Source organism: Streptomyces sp. NPDC033966 (genome assembly GCF_055575955.1).
The window spans coordinates 689,988-705,080 of sequence record NZ_JBVIRQ010000002.1 but is presented as its reverse complement, the minus strand read 5'-3'; the positions used below and the strand labels follow the sequence as shown (position 1 = coordinate 705,080).

At 72.6% G+C, this 15,093-nt stretch carries 11 protein-coding genes and 1 pseudogene; 5 read left to right on the top strand and 7 right to left on the bottom strand.

Features of this window, described 5'->3' with window-relative positions; genetic code table 11:
* The first annotated feature begins 258 nt into the window (after positions 1–258).
* Together ACZ518_RS08670 and ACZ518_RS08665 are read left to right on the top strand one after the other, a co-directional pair.
* Complete coding sequence (locus ACZ518_RS08670) at positions 259–1,242, top strand: acetylxylan esterase (RefSeq protein ID WP_469112269.1); 984 nt, start codon at positions 259–261, stop codon at positions 1,240–1,242.
* A gap of 255 nt (positions 1,243–1,497) precedes the next feature.
* Positions 1,498–1,953 (top strand): annotated as a pseudogene (locus ACZ518_RS08665) (alpha-xylosidase); the annotation flags it as partial.
* A gap of 105 nt (positions 1,954–2,058) precedes the next feature.
* Here the strand turns inward: ACZ518_RS08665 and xylA are convergent.
* Complete coding sequence (gene xylA / locus ACZ518_RS08660) at positions 2,059–3,231, bottom strand: xylose isomerase (RefSeq protein ID WP_469112268.1); 1,173 nt, start codon at positions 3,229–3,231, stop codon at positions 2,059–2,061.
* Positions 3,232–3,323: 92 nt separating this feature from the next.
* Here xylA and xylB point away from each other — a divergent pair, with 92 nt between their 5' ends.
* Positions 3,324–4,754: a xylulokinase gene (xylB, locus tag ACZ518_RS08655; protein WP_469112267.1), complete on the top strand. Its 1,431-nt coding sequence runs from the start codon at positions 3,324–3,326 to the stop codon at positions 4,752–4,754.
* 13 nt (positions 4,755–4,767) lie between these two features.
* Positions 4,768–5,982, top strand: coding sequence for an ROK family protein (locus ACZ518_RS08650; RefSeq protein ID WP_469112266.1), 1,215 nt, complete (start codon positions 4,768–4,770; stop codon positions 5,980–5,982).
* Positions 5,983–6,176: 194 nt separating this feature from the next.
* On the opposite strand, the gene ACZ518_RS08645 is transcribed toward ACZ518_RS08650, so the two are convergent.
* The 5 genes from ACZ518_RS08645 to ACZ518_RS08625 form a co-directional block, all read right to left on the bottom strand.
* On the bottom strand, positions 6,177–6,416 hold the full coding sequence (locus ACZ518_RS08645) for a beta-galactosidase (protein ID WP_469112265.1): 240 nt from the start codon (positions 6,414–6,416) through the stop codon (positions 6,177–6,179).
* A gap of 200 nt (positions 6,417–6,616) precedes the next feature.
* Positions 6,617–8,065, bottom strand: a complete 1,449-nt coding sequence (locus tag ACZ518_RS08640) for a glycoside hydrolase family 1 protein (RefSeq protein ID WP_469112264.1) — start codon at positions 8,063–8,065, stop codon at positions 6,617–6,619.
* Between the two features lie 124 nt (positions 8,066–8,189).
* Positions 8,190–9,083 (bottom strand): carbohydrate ABC transporter permease, encoded by an 894-nt coding sequence (locus ACZ518_RS08635; RefSeq protein ID WP_469112263.1) that lies wholly within the window; start codon positions 9,081–9,083, stop codon positions 8,190–8,192.
* 4 nt (positions 9,084–9,087) lie between these two features.
* Entirely contained in the window at positions 9,088–10,164 is a 1,077-nt protein-coding gene (locus tag ACZ518_RS08630) for a carbohydrate ABC transporter permease (RefSeq protein WP_469112262.1), read from the bottom strand.
* A gap of 116 nt (positions 10,165–10,280) precedes the next feature.
* The gene (locus ACZ518_RS08625) at positions 10,281–11,648 is read right to left on the bottom strand and encodes an ABC transporter substrate-binding protein (protein ID WP_469112261.1); all 1,368 of its coding nucleotides are present in this window, start codon (positions 11,646–11,648) and stop codon (positions 10,281–10,283) included.
* Positions 11,649–12,090: 442 nt separating this feature from the next.
* On the opposite strand from ACZ518_RS08625, the gene ACZ518_RS08620 reads away from it, so the two are divergent.
* Positions 12,091–13,149 carry a LacI family DNA-binding transcriptional regulator gene (locus ACZ518_RS08620; protein WP_469112260.1) on the top strand — a complete coding sequence of 353 codons (1,059 nt, stop codon included), beginning with the start codon at positions 12,091–12,093 and terminating at the stop codon, positions 13,147–13,149.
* Positions 13,150–13,268: 119 nt separating this feature from the next.
* Here the strand turns inward: ACZ518_RS08620 and ACZ518_RS08615 are convergent, their stop codons facing one another.
* Positions 13,269–15,020, bottom strand: coding sequence for a glycoside hydrolase family 6 protein (locus tag ACZ518_RS08615; RefSeq protein WP_469112259.1), 1,752 nt, complete (start codon positions 15,018–15,020; stop codon positions 13,269–13,271).
* Positions 15,021–15,093 lie beyond the last annotated feature (73 nt).

The following is a 15,093-nucleotide window of genomic DNA, read 5'->3' as shown; positions in this document are numbered from 1 at the left end:
TCGACGCCGGCACCGTCATCCGCCGGTTCACCGAGGAACTGAGCTGGGGCCCGGCCCGCCGCCGACCGGCCGACGCCGTGTCTCGGCGCCACCTGGGACGAGGGCCTGGTGCGCCGGGTCGCCGAGGCGGTCTCGACCGCCCGGACCTGCGGGGCGAGGCCCCCCGAGGCCGCCGAGCCTCGTCTCCCCGTCTCCCCGTCTCCCTGTCTCCCCGTCACGCCTTCAAGCCGTCACCTCTCCGACCGGAGGAAGCCCCCCATGCCGCTCACAGACCTCGGCGCGGACGAACTCATCGACTACCGCCCCGAGTTGCCGGATCCGACAGGTTTCGACGACTTCTGGCGACGGACCCTCGCCGAAGCCCGCTCACACGACGGGGCGATCAAGGTTGAGCGGGTCACCGCCCGGCACATGCTGCACACCGTCGAGGTCGACGACGTACGCTTCCCCGGCTGGAACGGCGAACCGGTGGCCGCCTGGCTGCTGCGCCCGCGCGACGCGGCCGGCCCGCTGCCGGTCGTCGTCACCTACATCGGCTACGGCGGCGGTCGCGGACTTCCCACCGACCACCTGCTCTGGTCCGCCGCCGGCTACGCCCAACTCGTCGTCGACAGCCGGGGCCAGGGCCGCGACACCCCGGACCGGGGCCTGGGCGACGGCACGCAGTGGGTCGAGGGGTTCATGACCCGTGGCATCGACTCACCCGACACCTACTACTACCGGCGATTGATCACCGACTGCGTGCGAGCCGTGGACGCGGTCGCGGAGCTGCCCGGACTCGACAGCCGTCGGATCGTGGTGGCCGGAGGCAGCCAGGGGGGCGGTCTGGCGCTCGCCGTCGCCGGTCTCGCCGGGGACCGCGTGGCGGCCGCGATGCCGGACGTCCCGTTCCTGTGCCACTTCCGCCACGCCGCCGCGATCTGCGGCGAAGGCCCGTACCAGGAGATCGCCAAGTACCTGCGCTGGCACAGCCGACACCGCGTGGAGCCGGCCTTCGCCACCCTCGGCCACTTCGACGGCGTCCACTTCGCCCGGCGGGCCAGCGCGCCGACGCTGTTCAGCGTGGCCCTGATGGATCCGGTCTGCCCGCCCTCCACGGTCTACGCCGCCTTCAACCACTACGCGGGCGCGGACCGCACCATGACCGTATGGCCGTTCGGCGACCACGGCGGCGGCCTCGGCTCCAACCCGCCCGTCCAACTGGCCTGGCTGCGCGAGCGCGGCCTGGCGCCGGAGCTCTGACCGCCCGCACCCCCGGACCGGGCGCAGCGCGCGAGGACGGCTCCCGGGCCGAGCAGACCGCTCGGCCGCCCCGCGCACTGAGCCCCGCCCGGTCTCTGCTGGACGACTCCGAGTGGGCGCGTGCTACGGCCGGCGCTTCGGCCTGGCCGTGGTTCCGGGCCCTGATCGCCGCGCACCGAGCGCGGACGGCGGAAGCCACCCGGTGGACGGCCCGGTGGTCGAGCTCAGTGCGGGTGAGCTGTCGCTGCGGGTGGGCACAGCCGCCTGCACGGCAGCAAGTCCTACCGCGTTCCGTGGGAGTACGGGGAGGAGGCCGTCGAGGTCACCCGGGAGTTCACCCTGCTCAAGCACCGCCTCGCCCCGTAGCTCCAGCGCGCCGCCCAACAGGCCCACGCCACCGGCATCCCCGTCATGCGCGCCATGGCGTTGGAATTCCCCGACGCCCCCGCCGCGGCCGCGCTGGAGCGGCAGTACATGCTCGGAGACGACCTGCTCGTCGCCCCGGTCTTCACCGACGACGGCACGGTCGACTACTGCGTGCCGGAAGGGACGTGGACGAACGTCCTGACCGGTGCCCGGATCAACGGTCCCCGCTGGGTCCGTGAACACCACGGCTTCCACACCCTGCCGCTGCTGGCCCGCCCCGACTCCGTCATCCCGCTCGGCGCCGACGACCAGCGCCCGGTCTCCGCCTGGGCGGACGGCGTCGAACCCACCCGGCCTGAGCCGGCAGGCCGGCGCGAAGGCGCCGGCCCCCTGGGGAGTGGCGGAGCCGGGCCGTGGATCCGTCACGGCCCGGCTCTTGCGCGCACCGGCTCAGCGGGCGCCGAGGAGGTGTTCGAGGGCGAGCTGGTCCAGCTGTTCGAAGGCCATGCCGCGGCGGGCGGCGGCATCGACGTCGAACTCGTCGAAGGCGGACCGGTCGGCCAGCAGCCCGGCCAGGCCGTCCTCGGCGGTGGGCAGGGCGAGCTCGGGCAGCCGGGAGGCGGCGAGCGCGGCCTGGACCGCCGGATCGGACCGGAAGGCGCGGGCTCGCTCCGCCAGGAGCAGGTAGTTGCGCATGCAGGCGGCCGCCGAGGCCCAGACGCCGTCGGAGTCCTCGGTGCGCGGCGGCTTGAAGTCGAAGTGGCGGGGGCCGTCGTAGCCCGCCGACTCCAGCAGGTCGACCAGCCAGAAGGCCTGGCGCAGGTCGCCCGCGCCGAAGCGCAGGTCCTGGTCGTACTTGATGCCGGTCTGGCCGTTGAGGTCGATGTGGAACAGCTTGCCGTGCCACAGCGCCTGGGCGATGCCGTGCGGGAAGTTCAGTCCGGCCATCTGCTCGTGGCCGACCTCCGGGTTGAGGCCGACCCGGTCCGGCCGGTCCAGCTCGTTGATGAACGCCAGGGCGTGGCCGATGGTGGGCAGCAGGATGTCGCCGCGCGGCTCGTTGGGCTTGGGTTCGATCGCGAAGCGCAGGTCGTAACCCTGGTTCTCGACGTACTCGCCCAGCAGGTTGAAGGCCTCCTTCAGCCGGTCGAGGGCGGTGCGCACGTCCTTGGCCGCGCCGGACTCCGCGCCTTCGCGGCCGCCCCAGGCGACGTATACCGGCGCGCCGAGTTCCACGGCCAGGTCGATGTTGCGGATCGTCTTGCGCAGCGCGTACCGGCGCACGTCCCGGTCGTTGGCGGTGAAGGCGCCGTCCTTGAACACCGGGTGGGTGAAGAGGTTCGTCGTGGCCATCGGCACCTTCAGCCCGGCCGTGTCGAGTGCGGTGCGGAAGCGCTTGACCGCCTGCTCGCGGGCGGCGTCGCCGGCGCCGAAGGGGACCAGGTCGTCGTCGTGGAACGTGACGCCGTAGGCGCCGAGCTCGGCCAGCCGCTCCACGCTCTCGACGGGATCGAGGGCGGTCCGGGTGGCGTCGCCGAAGGGGTCCCGCCCCTGCCAGCCGACGGTCCACAGGCCGAAGGTGAACCTGTGCGCGGGGGTGGGAACGAGCGGGTCGCTGGTCATGAGGCGCTCCGGATCAGGCCGAGGGCTATTTGTAATGACGAAAAACAAATTAGTATCCCGAGACGTCAGAAGGAACCCCACCGGAGGAACGCATGTCTGCTCAGCGTGTCGTGATCGGTGTCGACAGCTCGACCCAGTCCACCAAGGCCCTCGCCGTCGACCTGGAAACCGGCGCCGTCCTGGGCGAGGGCCGCGCCTCGCACGCCGTAAGCGCCGGCGCCGGACGCGAGAGCGACCCCGAACAGTGGTGGCGGGCGCTCGGCGAGGCCACGGCCGGCACCGGCTGGGCGGATCGCGCGGCCGCCTGCTCGATCGCCGGCCAGCAGCACGGCCTGGTCACCCTCGACGCGGCCGGCCGGCCGGTGCGCCCGGCGCTGCTGTGGAACGACGTCCGCTCCGCCCCGCAGGCCGCCGCACTCGCAGCCGCGTTCGGCCCGGCAGAGCTCGCGCGCCGCACCGGCAGCGTCCCGACGGCCGCCTTCACGGCCGCCAAGTGGGCCTGGCTGCACGCGAACGAGCGTGCCGCGGCCGACCGCGTCGCGGCCGTCCGGCTTCCCCACGACTTCCTGACGGAGCGGCTGACCGGCGAGGCGGTGACGGACCGCGGTGACGCGTCGGGAACCGGCTGGTGGGGCCCGGACGGCTACGACCAGGACGTCCTCGGCCGGATCGGCCTCGACCCCGGGCTGCTCCCACACGTCCTCCCGCCGGGCGCCCTCGCGGGCACCGTACGGGCCGGTATGCCGCTGCGCGAGGGCGCGCCGGTGGCCGCCGGGACCGGTGACAACATGGCCGCCGCCCTCGGGCTGGGCCTGACCCCCGGACGTCCCGTGCTGAGCCTCGGTACCTCCGGCACCGTCTACGCCGTCGGCCGGACCCGGCCGGCCGACCCGAGCGGAACCGTCGCCGGCTTCGCCGATGCCCTCGGCGGCTGGCTGCCGCTCGCCTGCACGCTCAACTGCACCCTCGCCGTCGACCGCTTCGCCGCCCTCGTCGGCCGCGACCGCGAGGACGTCGAGGCAGGCGGCACGGTGGTGGTGCTTCCGTATCTGGACGGCGAGCGCACTCCGGACCTCCCGGGCGCTTCCGGCCTGGTCCACGGCCTCCGCCACGACACCACGCCGGGCCGGCTGCTCCAGGCCGCCTACGACGGCGCCGCCCACGCCCTCCTCACGGCCCTGGACGACGTACTGCGCGCCGGAGGCGAGAACCCCGCTCCCGACGAACCACTGCTGCTGATCGGCGGCGGAGCCCGCGGCAGGGCCTGGCAGCAGACCGTCCTGCGACTGTCCGGCCGAGCGGTCCAGGTGCCCGAGGCCCGGGAGCTGGTCGCGCTGGGGGCCGCCGCCCAGGCCGCCGCACTGCTCACGGGTGAGCCCGCCGACGCCGTCGCCCGGCGCTGGCGGACCGCCGGGGGCCGGGTCCTGGACCCCGTACCCCGTGACGACGACACGCTCGAACGGATCACCAGTACGCTGCGGCGGGCGCGGGCCTTGCAGGAGCTCCCGCCGGCACAACGATAGGAAGGTCGGCCCAATGGCGGGGATCGGCAGGGCGAGCGGGGGCGTGGAGGCCGTGCCCGCCTCGCAGCAGGGCATGCGTCGGCAGAACCTCGCGGTGGTGATCGGCGCGGTCGCCGCGCACGGTCCGCTCTCCCGGGCGGACGTCGCCGGGCACACGGGCCTGACCAGGCCGGCCGTCTCCTCCATGGTCGACGAGCTCATCGGCCGCGGCGCGCTGACCGAGACGGAGACCGCGCCCAGCGGCCGCGTCGGCCGCCCCGGGCGGGCGCTGGCCCTGAACGACCGGGGTCCCGCGGGCCTCGGCCTGGAGATCGGCGTCACGCATCTCGCCGCGTGCGTCGTGGACCTGCGCGGTGAACCCCGGGTGTGGCGCCGGGTGGAGCGGGCCAACGCGGGCCGGCCGGCCGGGCAGGTACTGGCGGAGGCCGCCGCGCTGGGCGCCGAGGCGGAGGCCGAGGCCGCCGCCCTCGGGCTGCGCGCCGCGGGCCGCGTCCTGGCCGTGCCGGGGGTGGTGCCGAACGAGCCGGGCGGGCTGGTCGGACACGCCCCCAACCTCGGCTGGCAAGCGGTACGCCCCGCCGACCACTGGCCCGACCCCGACACTGTGCCCGAGCCGGAGAACGAGGCCAACCTCGGGGCGCTGGCCGAGCAGTGGCACCGGGGAGACCCCACCGGGACCTTCGTGCACGTCTCCGCCGAGGCCGGAATCGGTGCCGCACTGGTCGTCGGCGGGCAGTTGTTCCGCGGCGCCCGCGGATTCGCGGGGGAACTCGGCCACCTGCCCGTCCACCCGGAGGGCACCCGCTGCGCCTGCGGGGCACGCGGCTGCCTGGAGCAGTACGCGGGCGAAGCGGCCGTGCTGCGCGAGGCCGGGCTCGCACCCGCCGGCGACCCGGTGGCCCTGCTGGCCGAGCGGGCGGCCGCCGGGGACGCGGCGACCCTGCGCGCCCTGGACGGTGCGGGACGGGCCCTGGGCCTCGCCCTCACCTCTGCGGTGAACCTGATCGACCCGGACGGCCTCGTTCTGGGCGGCGCCTACGCCGAACTCGCCGACTGGCTCCTCCCGGCCGTCCGCGCCGAACTCGCCGCCCGGATCACCGTCCGGCCCTGGACCCCGGAGGCGGTACGCCCCTCCGCCCTGGGCCGGCGCGGACCGGTGCTGGGCGCTGGATGGTCGACCGTCCGCCGGATCATCGCCGATCCCACCCGCCTGCCCGCCCGCTCCTAGGCCGTGACTTTGGACCAGGCCGGGCCTCAGACGGAGAAGGTGACGCGTGCGAGCCGCATCCGGCCGCGCAGTCGGAGGCGGACGTCGTGCACACCGGCCGCCACGACGACCGGGGCGCTCACGGTGGCGTAGTCGTACGGCCCGAGCGTGCCCGTTCGTGCAGGACGCGCGGGCGGACCGAGGAGGACGTCACGTCACGTCGCGGCCCGTCCCGTTGTTGCCGGCCCGTCGGGCCAGGAGGCGGGGGAGGGTGCCGACCCCGTGCCACAGGGCAGCGCATCGGGGTGGGCCAGGGTGGGCCGGGGCGGCGGGGAAGCGGTCGGGGTGGCCAGGTCGACGGCCACGCCGTACGCGTGCAGGCGGTCGACGTGGGCGTCGAGCCAGGTGAAGTCGTAGCGCCCCTCCTCCGGTTCGAGCAGGGACGACAGCCGCATGCGGGGGTGCTGCCGGCACAGCCGTCAACCCCGGTGAGCCGTGGACGCCCGAGAGCTTCGCGGCCGACCGTCGCAGCGCCTGCGGCGACTTCCTCCGGACGCTGCGTACGAGCCACGGGACCGGGACGGCCATCGTGGCAGTCGGTGCCGGCGGCGTGCCGGTGGGCTCGCACCGCTGCCGAGTCCACCGGCCTCGCCCGCTACGCCTCGCCGGGAGCGCGCAGCTCTCCCGTCCGGGCCACGCGGGAGTACCAGTGCGCGCTCGATTTGGGCGTGCGCTCCAGGGTGTCGTAGTCGACGTGGATGGCGCCGAACCGCTTGGCGTAGCCGTAGGCCCACTCGAAGTTGTCCAGCAGCGACCAGAGGAAGTAGCCGCGCACGTCCGCCCCGTCCGTGATCGCCCGGTGCACCGCGTCGAGGTGGGCATGGACGTAGGCGGCGCGCTCCGGGTCGTGGACCGTGCCGTCGGGTCCGACCTCGTCCTCGTACGCCGCGCCGTTCTCGCTGACCAGGAGCGGAAGCCCGGGGTACCGGGCGGCGGTCCGGGTCAGCAGGTCGTACAGGGCACCGGCGTCGACCGGCCAGTCCATCGCCGTACGTTCACCCGGCGCCCGGTGGAAGGCCACGCCCTCCGCTCCGGGCCACGGCGAGTGCTCGCTGTTGCCGTGCCCGTCGTCCTGCGGCACCGGCACCGCCCCGCCCTCCGCCGCGTGCGAGACGACCGTCGGGGTGTAGTAGTTCACGGCGAGCAGGTCCAGGGGCTGGTGCACCGTGGCGGTGTCGCCGTCCCGGACGAAGGACCAGTCGGTCAGGTGCGCGGTGTCCGCGAGGAGGTCCTCGGGGTAGGCACCCTCCAGCATCGGCCCGAGCCAGATCCGGTTGCCGACGGCGTCGACGCGCCGGGCCGCCTCCCGGTCGTCGGCCGAGGAGGTCAGGGGGCGCACCTCGTGGAGGTTGAGGGAGACCGCGACCTGACCGTCCCCGGGCAGCGCCGCCCGCAGCGCCTGGACGGCGAGGCCGTGACCGAGGTTGAGGTGATGGGCGGCGCGCAGGGCGGCGACCGGGTCCGTACGGCCGGGGGCGTGGACGCCGGAGGCGTAGCCGAGGAACGCGCTGCACCAGGGCTCGTTGAGGGTGATCCAGTGCTTCACCCGGTCCCCTAGGGCGTCGGCCACCAGGCCCGTGTACGCGGCGAACCGCTCCGCGGTCGCGCGCTCGGGCCAGCCGCCCGCGTCCTCCAGGTCCTGGGGGAGGTCCCAGTGGTAGAGGGTGAGGGCGGGGGTGACGCCGGCGGCGAGCAGTTCGTCGACGAGCCGGCGGTAGAAGTCCAGGCCCTTCTGGACGGCGGGGCCCCGGCCGGTCGGCTGGACGCGGGACCAGGAGACGGAGAACCGGTAGGCGCCCAGGCCGAGTTCCGACATGAGACGGACGTCCTCGGGGAACCGGTGGTAGTGGTCCACGGCCACGTCACCGGTGTGGCCTCCGAAGACCTTGCCGGGGGTGTGGGAGAAGGTGTCCCAGATGGAGGGGGTCCGGCCGTCCTCCTGGGCGGCGCCCTCGATCTGGTACGCGGCGGTGGCAGTGCCCCAGAGGAAGCCGGGCGGGAAGCTGCGGGTGGCCGTGAGCGGCCGGGTCTCGGACGCGGTCATAGGAGAGCGCTCCCAACGCGGGTGTGGATGAAGTGGTGCCGGATGAAGTCGTGCCGGATGGAGCGGTGGCGTAAGGCAGGGTGTGCGAACGGACCGACGGGTCGGCCGTCCTCGACGGACGCCGTCAGTTCTTGACGGCGCCGGCGGTGATGCCCCCCACGATGTGCTTGCCGAGGACGGCGAAGACCAGCAGCAGCGGCAGGGTGGATATGAGCGCCCCGGTCAGGACGACGGCCTGGTCGACGGTGTGGTTTCCCGCGCCGAGGCCGGCCAGGGCGACCTGGAGGGTGGGGCTCCCGTCGGGGGTCAGTGCGATGAACGGCCAGAAGAAGTCGTTCCATGCCTGTACGAAGACGAGCATGCCCAGGACGGCCATCGCGGGCCGGGCGACCGGGAACACCACGTGCCAGATGATGCGCAGGCTGTGCGCGCCGTCCATCCGCGCCGCCTCCACCAGCTCCACGGGCAAGGCCTCGATGAGGTACTGGCGCATGAAGAACACGCCGAAGGCGGCGACCAGCGAGGGCAGGACGACCGACTGCAGCTGGTCGACCCAGCCGAGGTCGGTGATGATCTGGTAGAGGGGGATCACACTGAGCTGCGGCGGGATCGTCATGGTGGCCACCACGAGCGCCAGCAGCGCGCCCTTTCCCCTGAAGGCCAGTTTGGCGAAGGCGAAGCCGGCCAGGGTGGAGAACAGGACGGTGGACAGGGCCACGAGCCCGGCCACGATCGTCGTGTTGACCAGCGCCTCGCCCATGTCGACCTGGTTCCAGGCGAAGGAGAGGTTGTCGAACAGCCGGGGGCCGGGCAGGAGCGGGGCCGGAGCCTCGACCACGCGCTCGCCCGTGTGGGAGGCGGCGACCAGGTTCCAGTAAAGGGGGAAGAGGGAGAGCAGGGCGGCGAGGCCGAGCAGGACGTAGGCCAGCGGTCCGGCGTGGTGCTGGCGGCCGGCCGACGGGCGAAGGCGCCCGGCGCGCGGCGCACCGGCGGAGGTCGTGTCGAGTGTGCGGCTCATGGGTTCAGCTCCCCGCCTTCGTGCGCATGCGGCCGGCGCGGTTGCGGTTGCGGTTGTGGTTACGGCTGCGGCTGCGGCTGCGGCTGCGGTTCGAGCGGGAGAGCAGGGCTTGAAGGCCGCCGATGAGCAGGAGGAGCAGGAGCATGACCCAGGCGATGGCGGAGGCCTGGCCCAGCGCGCCGGTCACCCAGCCCTTCTCGTACATGAGCAGGCTCAGCGTCTGGAACTGGTTGCCGCTGCCGCCGCTGATGCCGACACTGCCGCCGAAGAGCATCGGCTCGCCGAAGAGCTGGGTGGCCCCGATGGTCGAGACGATGACGGTGAACAGGATCGTCGGCCGGATCGAGGGGATGGTCACGCTGAGGAACTGGCGCCAGCGCGAGGCCCCGTCCAACGCGGCCGCCTCGTAGAGGTCCTGGGGCACGGCCTGCATCGCGGCCAGGTAGATGAGGGCGTTGTAGCCGGTCCAGCGCCACGTCACGATCACCGAAATCGCGATCTGAGCGGGCCACTTGGAGGATTCCCAGGCGACCGGCTCGAAGCCGGCCCAGCCCAGCACCGTGTTGATCAGCCCGTAGTCGGTGTTGAACAGCTGCGCGAAGACGAGCGTCGCCGCCGCGATCGAGGTGGCGTACGGGGCGAGCACCGCCACGCGGAAGAAGCCGCGGCCACGGAGTCTGTAGTTCAGCAGGTGGGCCAGGCCGAGGGCCATCAGCAGCTGGGGAACGGTGGAGATCACGCCGATGGTGAAGGTGTTGGCGAGGGCGTTCCAGAAGAACTCGCTTCCCGCCAGGGAGGTGTAGTTCTCCAGCCCCTTCCACTGCGCGCTGCCGCCGAGTTCCACCCGGTGGAGCGAGAGCCAGCCCGTGTAGAGCAGGGGGAAGAGTCCGAAGGCCGCGAAGGTGAGGAAGAAGGGGGCGAGGAAGACGTAGGGGACCGCCTTCAGGTCCAGGCGGTAGAGCGTGCTGCGCAGTCCGCCCCGGCCGGAGGGCCGCTGCTTGCGGGAGCCGGTGCCGGGGGCCGGGGGCTGTGCGGCGGGCGGCGCGGAGCCGCCGCTGGTCGCCCGTACGGAGGTGGCCACGGGGGCGTCCTTCCAGGTCGATGCGTGCGGTGGTGCGGTGGTGCGGACGGCGACCGCCCGCCACCACCGCGGGGAGGCGGTGGGAGGCGGGTGCGGGCGGGCCGCCGCGTGCCCCGCTACTTGTCGATCTTGTCGGCGACCAGCTTCTTGACGTTCTCCCAGGCCTTCGCCGGATCGGTGCCGCGCTGCTCGATGTCGAGGATGCCGTTGTCGGTGAGGAAGGTCTTCACCTGTCCGTCCCAGCGGCTGATCGGGGCGGGCGTGATGCCGGCCGCGGCTTCCGAGTAGATCTTGCCGACCGGGGTGTCACCGAAGTACGGCAGCTTCGCGCCCTGCACCGCAGGAGAGCTGAGGGTGTCCTTGGAGGAGGGGATGTTGCCGTTCACGCCGAAGACCTTGGCGTGCTGGGCCGGAGCGGTGAGCCAGGCGGCGAGTTCGGCCGCCTCCTTGGCGTGCTTGCCCGACTTCGGGACGGCGAGGAAGGAGCCGCCCCAGTTCCCGGCCACGGGCGGTGCGGCGATGTCCCACTTGCCCTGGTTCTCCGGGCCCGCCTGGTCCTTGATGATGCCCGTCATCCAGCTCGGGCAGGCCACGGTGGCGAACTTCGAGTTCTTGAAGGCCGCGTTCCACGTGCCCTTCTCGTCGAACTGGCGGAGCTTCGCGGTCATGTCGCCCTTGGCCGCCGCCACGGCGGTGTCCCAGGCCTTCTTCACGCCCGGACTGTTCTCGTAGTCCAGCTCGCCCTTGGCGTTGGCGTACTGCACGGGCTCGCTGGCGATCACGGCGTTGAACAGGCCGCTCGCGGAGTCGTGGAAGGAGGTCCCCTCGGGGGCGCTCTTCTTGTACGCCTCGCCGGTCTGGATGAACCTCGCCCAGTCGCCCGCCCAGAGCTTGGCGACTTCGGCGCGATCGGTCGGCAGGCCGGCCTTGGCGAAGAGGTCCTTGTTGTAGCAGATGGCCATCGGGCCGATGTCCGTGCCGAGGCCGATCACCTTGCCGTCGCCCGTCGTGGCCTGCTTGACCTTCCAGTCGAGGAACACGCCGAGGTCCGCGCCACCCGTCTTGCCGAGGTCGGCCCACTTGCCGGCCATGGCGGGTCCGGTCGCCTCCGCGATGTAGCCGACCTCCAGGGCCTGGATGTCCGCGAGGCCGCTGTCGCGGGAGAGGCGCAGCTTGAGGGTGTCCCAGTACTTCTGGCCGTCCGCGACGTTCGACTCTTCTATCTTGATGTTCGGGTGGGCCTTCGTGTACTCGGCGTAGAGCTTGGCCCCGGTCGCGTCGTCGTAGCCGAAGGAACCGAAGGTACCGATCCGCAGCGTGATCTGCTCGCCGCCGGCCGCGCCGTCACCCTTGCCCTGGTCGCCGTCACCGCCGCAGCCGGTGAGCAGGGCCGTACCGGTCGCCACGACGGCGACCGCGGCGACCGCGTGGAGCACGGTGCGGCGTCCGCGTCCGCGTCCGTGTCCGCTGCTGGAAGAACGCATTCCACTCTCCTCGTCCAAGGTGCTGCTCGGTGTGCCCCATGGGGGTCCGGCGGGCTGTTCGCGGCTCGGCCAAGGGCCCGCCCGGACCTGATGTGAAAGCCGTTGTCGCACCCCTGGATGGGAGCGCTCCCACGTCGTAGCCGGAAGGTTGCTGCCTGGCAGGTACGGGTGTCAAGAGATGAACGCGAATTCATTACACAGGAGCCTCCGACGTGCGGGGCCGCCCGTGGGGCCGCCTTCTCGGACGCGCTGCCCGTGTCAGGCGGTGAACGCGACCGTGGTGGCAGAAGGGAATGGGGAGTACTGTGGGAGCGCTCCCACCTCTGGTCGGCGTAACGTGTCCCACGGCTACGGGGCGGGTGCACCGTCCTACGTACCTGATCAGCAGGCCGGGCCCGCGCCCGGCACGGAGTGCGATGGCAGATGAGGGGAGTTCAAGAGCGTGAGCGGACGGCAGAGCGGCGGCAGGCCCACTCTGGAGGAGGTAGCGGCCCTGGCCGGTGTCGGCCGGGGCACGGTCTCCCGGGTCATCAACGGTTCGCCGCGGGTGAGCGAGCGGGCCAGGGACGCCGTGGCCCGGGCTGTCGCAGAGCTGGGGTACGTACCCAATCAGGCGGCCAGGGCGCTGGCCGGCAGCCGGACCGACGCGGTGGCCCTGGTCATTCCGGAAACCGAGGCCCGGCTGTTCTCGGAGCCGTACTTCCTCGACCTGATCCGCGGGGTCAGCGCCGAGCTGGCCGAGGCGGACAAGCAGTTGCTGCTCACCCTCGTCCGGACCGAGGCCGAGCGGCAGCGGTTCGAGCACTACCTGGCGGCCCAGCGGGTCGACGGCGTGCTGCTGGCATCGGTCCACGGGAACGACCCGCTGCCCGACCGGATCGCGCGGCTGGGTCTGCCGGTCGTCATGAACGGGCGGCGTTCGGAGGGCGAGCCGGTGGCCTATGTGGACTCCGACAACATCGGTGCGGGACGGGCGGCCGTCGCCCACCTCGCGGGGCGCGGCCGGTCCAGGATCGCGACCATCAGCGGGCCGTTGGACATGTACGTGGCCCGCGCCCGTCTGGGCGGCTACCGGGCGGGGCTCGCCGAGGCAGGAATCCAGCCCGACGAGTCGCTCGTGGCGACGGCGGACTTCACCGAGGAGGGCGGCCGGCTGGCGATGCGCGAGCTCCTGGAACGCGCCCCCGGCCTGGACGCCGTCTTCGCCGCCTCCGACGTGATGGCGGCGGGCGCGCGCGGGGTGCTGCGCGAGGCCGGCCGGCGGGTCCCCGAGGACGTCGCCCTCGTAGGGGTCGACGACTCCACGGTGGCCCGTCTGATGGACCCGCCCCTGACCAGCGTGCGCCAGCCCATCGAGGAGATGGGCCGCACGATGACCCGGCTCCTGCTCCAGAAGATCGCGGAGCTGTCCCGAGAAGCCGGCCCCGCCCGGGGGCGGGGCATGGGCGAGGAGCCGCGCCGGGTGCTCCCGACGGAACTGGTCGTGCGGGATTCCTCCTGAAGCCGCCCCGGCAGCCTGCCGGCAGCCCGCACTCCGGCCACGGCGCTGGCGTGCCGAGGCCCGGAGCCCCGCGGAAGGGAATGCTTCCGCAAGGCTCCGGGCTCGTCACCTGCCCTGCGTCACAGCGCCGGGTAGGCGTTCTTCATGAGCTCCTGGAACTGGGCCGAGAACCACTGGCCGGCGAGCGGTGCGTTCGGCAGGGCTCCCGACATGCTGTTGCCGTTGCGTACGTTGCCCGTGTAGGTGGGGTCGCACATCCGGTCGAATCCCTTGCCCTCGTTGTTCGGGATCTCCTTGCTCGCCCCGTCGGACTCGCCCGGGGGCTTGATCCACACGTAGGCGTCGATGCCGGCGGCCGGGGCCGCCTTCGGCCGCTCGCCGAGTCCGGCGCCGGACTGGTTGCACCAGTTGCCGAGGTGGATGCGCCGGTCGTAGCGGCCGCCGTTGACGTAGGTGTCCACGCTCGTCAGCGCGCCGGGTCCGGTCGGGCGGGCGGTGCCGCCCCAGCCGTTGCGGGAGGTGTCGATGAGCATGCCGATGCTGGCGTCGAAGCCCAGGGAGACCAGCTTGGTGCGCATGGCTTGGGCGTAGGACAGTTCGTCGGTGTAGCGGTTCCAGTCGACCCACTTCGACTGGCGCACGGAGGTGCCGTTGACGGAATCGTCGATCTTGAAGTTGTCCTCCTTCAGTGCGCTGTAGTTGGCGGTGTTGACGATGAAGCCGTGCACCTTGGAGAGCGTGGAGCCCTCGGCGGTCGCGGCTTGCTTGAACATTTCGGCGGAGGGGCCGAAGTTGTCGTCCCAGCCGAGCCAGCCGTGATGGCCGGCGTCCACGTAGTTGTAGACGTTGGCGATCGAGCCGAGCTTGTTCAGGGCGTAGCCGACGCCCTTGATGTAGTTGCCGTTGGTCTTCATCACGTCGCAGTTGGCGGTTGCGGTGGGGCGGCCGGAGACGTTGGTGACCAGGTTCGGCAGTGAGTCGATCTCGACGGTGGTGACGATCCGCAGCCCCGCGTACTTGGGTTCGGCGAGGATCGCGGCGATCGGGTCGATGTACTGCGTCTTGTACTTGTCGATCTCGGTGGGGCCCAGTTCGCCGTTGGAGGCGAGCGCGGAACAGTCCCGTCCGGGCAGGTTGTAGATCACCAGCTGGACGACGAGTTCGCCGCTGCCCTTCTGTGTCAGGGCCGCGTCGAGGTGGTCGCGCAGTCCCATCGTGCCGCTCGTGCCCGTGACGAGGGCGATGCGGTCCAGCCATACGGCGGTGGGCTGGTTGGACACCCTGCTGCCGCCCGGTTCGGCGGCGGCATGGGCGGACCACTCGGGGTTCACGTACATCTTGGCGCCGGCGTAGGGGTTGTCGGCCTTGCCGCCGGTGGGCGGAGGCGTGGTCGGCGGCGTCGTGGGCGGGGTCGTCGGGGGTGTGGTGGGGGGCTGGGTCGGGTCGGTGGCGCCGTTGCAGGTGACGCCGTTGAGCTTGAAGGTCGCGGGGACGGCGTTCGTGCCGGTGTGCGAACCGTTGAACCCGAAGGAGGTCGAACCGCCCGTGGCCAGCGACCCGTTGTAGGACATGCTCTTCGCGGTCACCGCGGCCCCGGACTGGGTGATGGTGGCGTTCCAGCCCTGGGTGACCTGCTCGCCGTTCGCGTAGGACCACTCCAGGGTCCAGGAGGCGACCGGGTCACCGGTGTTGGTGACGACCACGTTGGCACCGAAGCCGGTGTTCCACTGGTTCGAGATCTGGTACTCGACCTTGCAGCCGGCGGCGGCGCCGGCGCCGGCGCTGGTACCGAACGCCGTGGCGGTGGCGCCGGCGGCCGTGACGAGACTGAGGGCCGCCAGTAAGGCGGTGCGGGGTACGGTGCGGCTCATTTCGCGGGGTGCCTTTCAGTTCAGGGTGCGCAGGCGGTCGCGCACCCGGTGCCGAATGGGGGGAGTGCCGTTG

Excerpts from the sequence above, each read along its gene's own strand:
- ACZ518_RS08645 (WP_469112265.1), bottom strand. The coding sequence starts at position 6,416 with ATGCGGCTGTCGTCCCTGCTCGAACCGGAGGAGGGGCGCTACGACTTC.
- ACZ518_RS08625 (WP_469112261.1), bottom strand. The coding sequence starts at position 11,648 with ATGCGTTCTTCCAGCAGCGGACACGGACGCGGACGCGGACGCCGCACC.
- ACZ518_RS08650 (WP_469112266.1), top strand. The coding sequence starts at position 4,768 with ATGGCGGGGATCGGCAGGGCGAGCGGGGGCGTGGAGGCCGTGCCCGCC.
- ACZ518_RS08670 (WP_469112269.1), top strand. The coding sequence starts at position 259 with ATGCCGCTCACAGACCTCGGCGCGGACGAACTCATCGACTACCGCCCC.
- xylA (WP_469112268.1), bottom strand. The coding sequence starts at position 3,231 with ATGACCAGCGACCCGCTCGTTCCCACCCCCGCGCACAGGTTCACCTTC.
- ACZ518_RS08615 (WP_469112259.1), bottom strand. The coding sequence starts at position 15,020 with ATGAGCCGCACCGTACCCCGCACCGCCTTACTGGCGGCCCTCAGTCTC.
- ACZ518_RS08640 (WP_469112264.1), bottom strand. The coding sequence starts at position 8,065 with ATGACCGCGTCCGAGACCCGGCCGCTCACGGCCACCCGCAGCTTCCCG.
- ACZ518_RS08635 (WP_469112263.1), bottom strand. The coding sequence starts at position 9,083 with ATGAGCCGCACACTCGACACGACCTCCGCCGGTGCGCCGCGCGCCGGG.
- xylB (WP_469112267.1), top strand. The coding sequence starts at position 3,324 with ATGTCTGCTCAGCGTGTCGTGATCGGTGTCGACAGCTCGACCCAGTCC.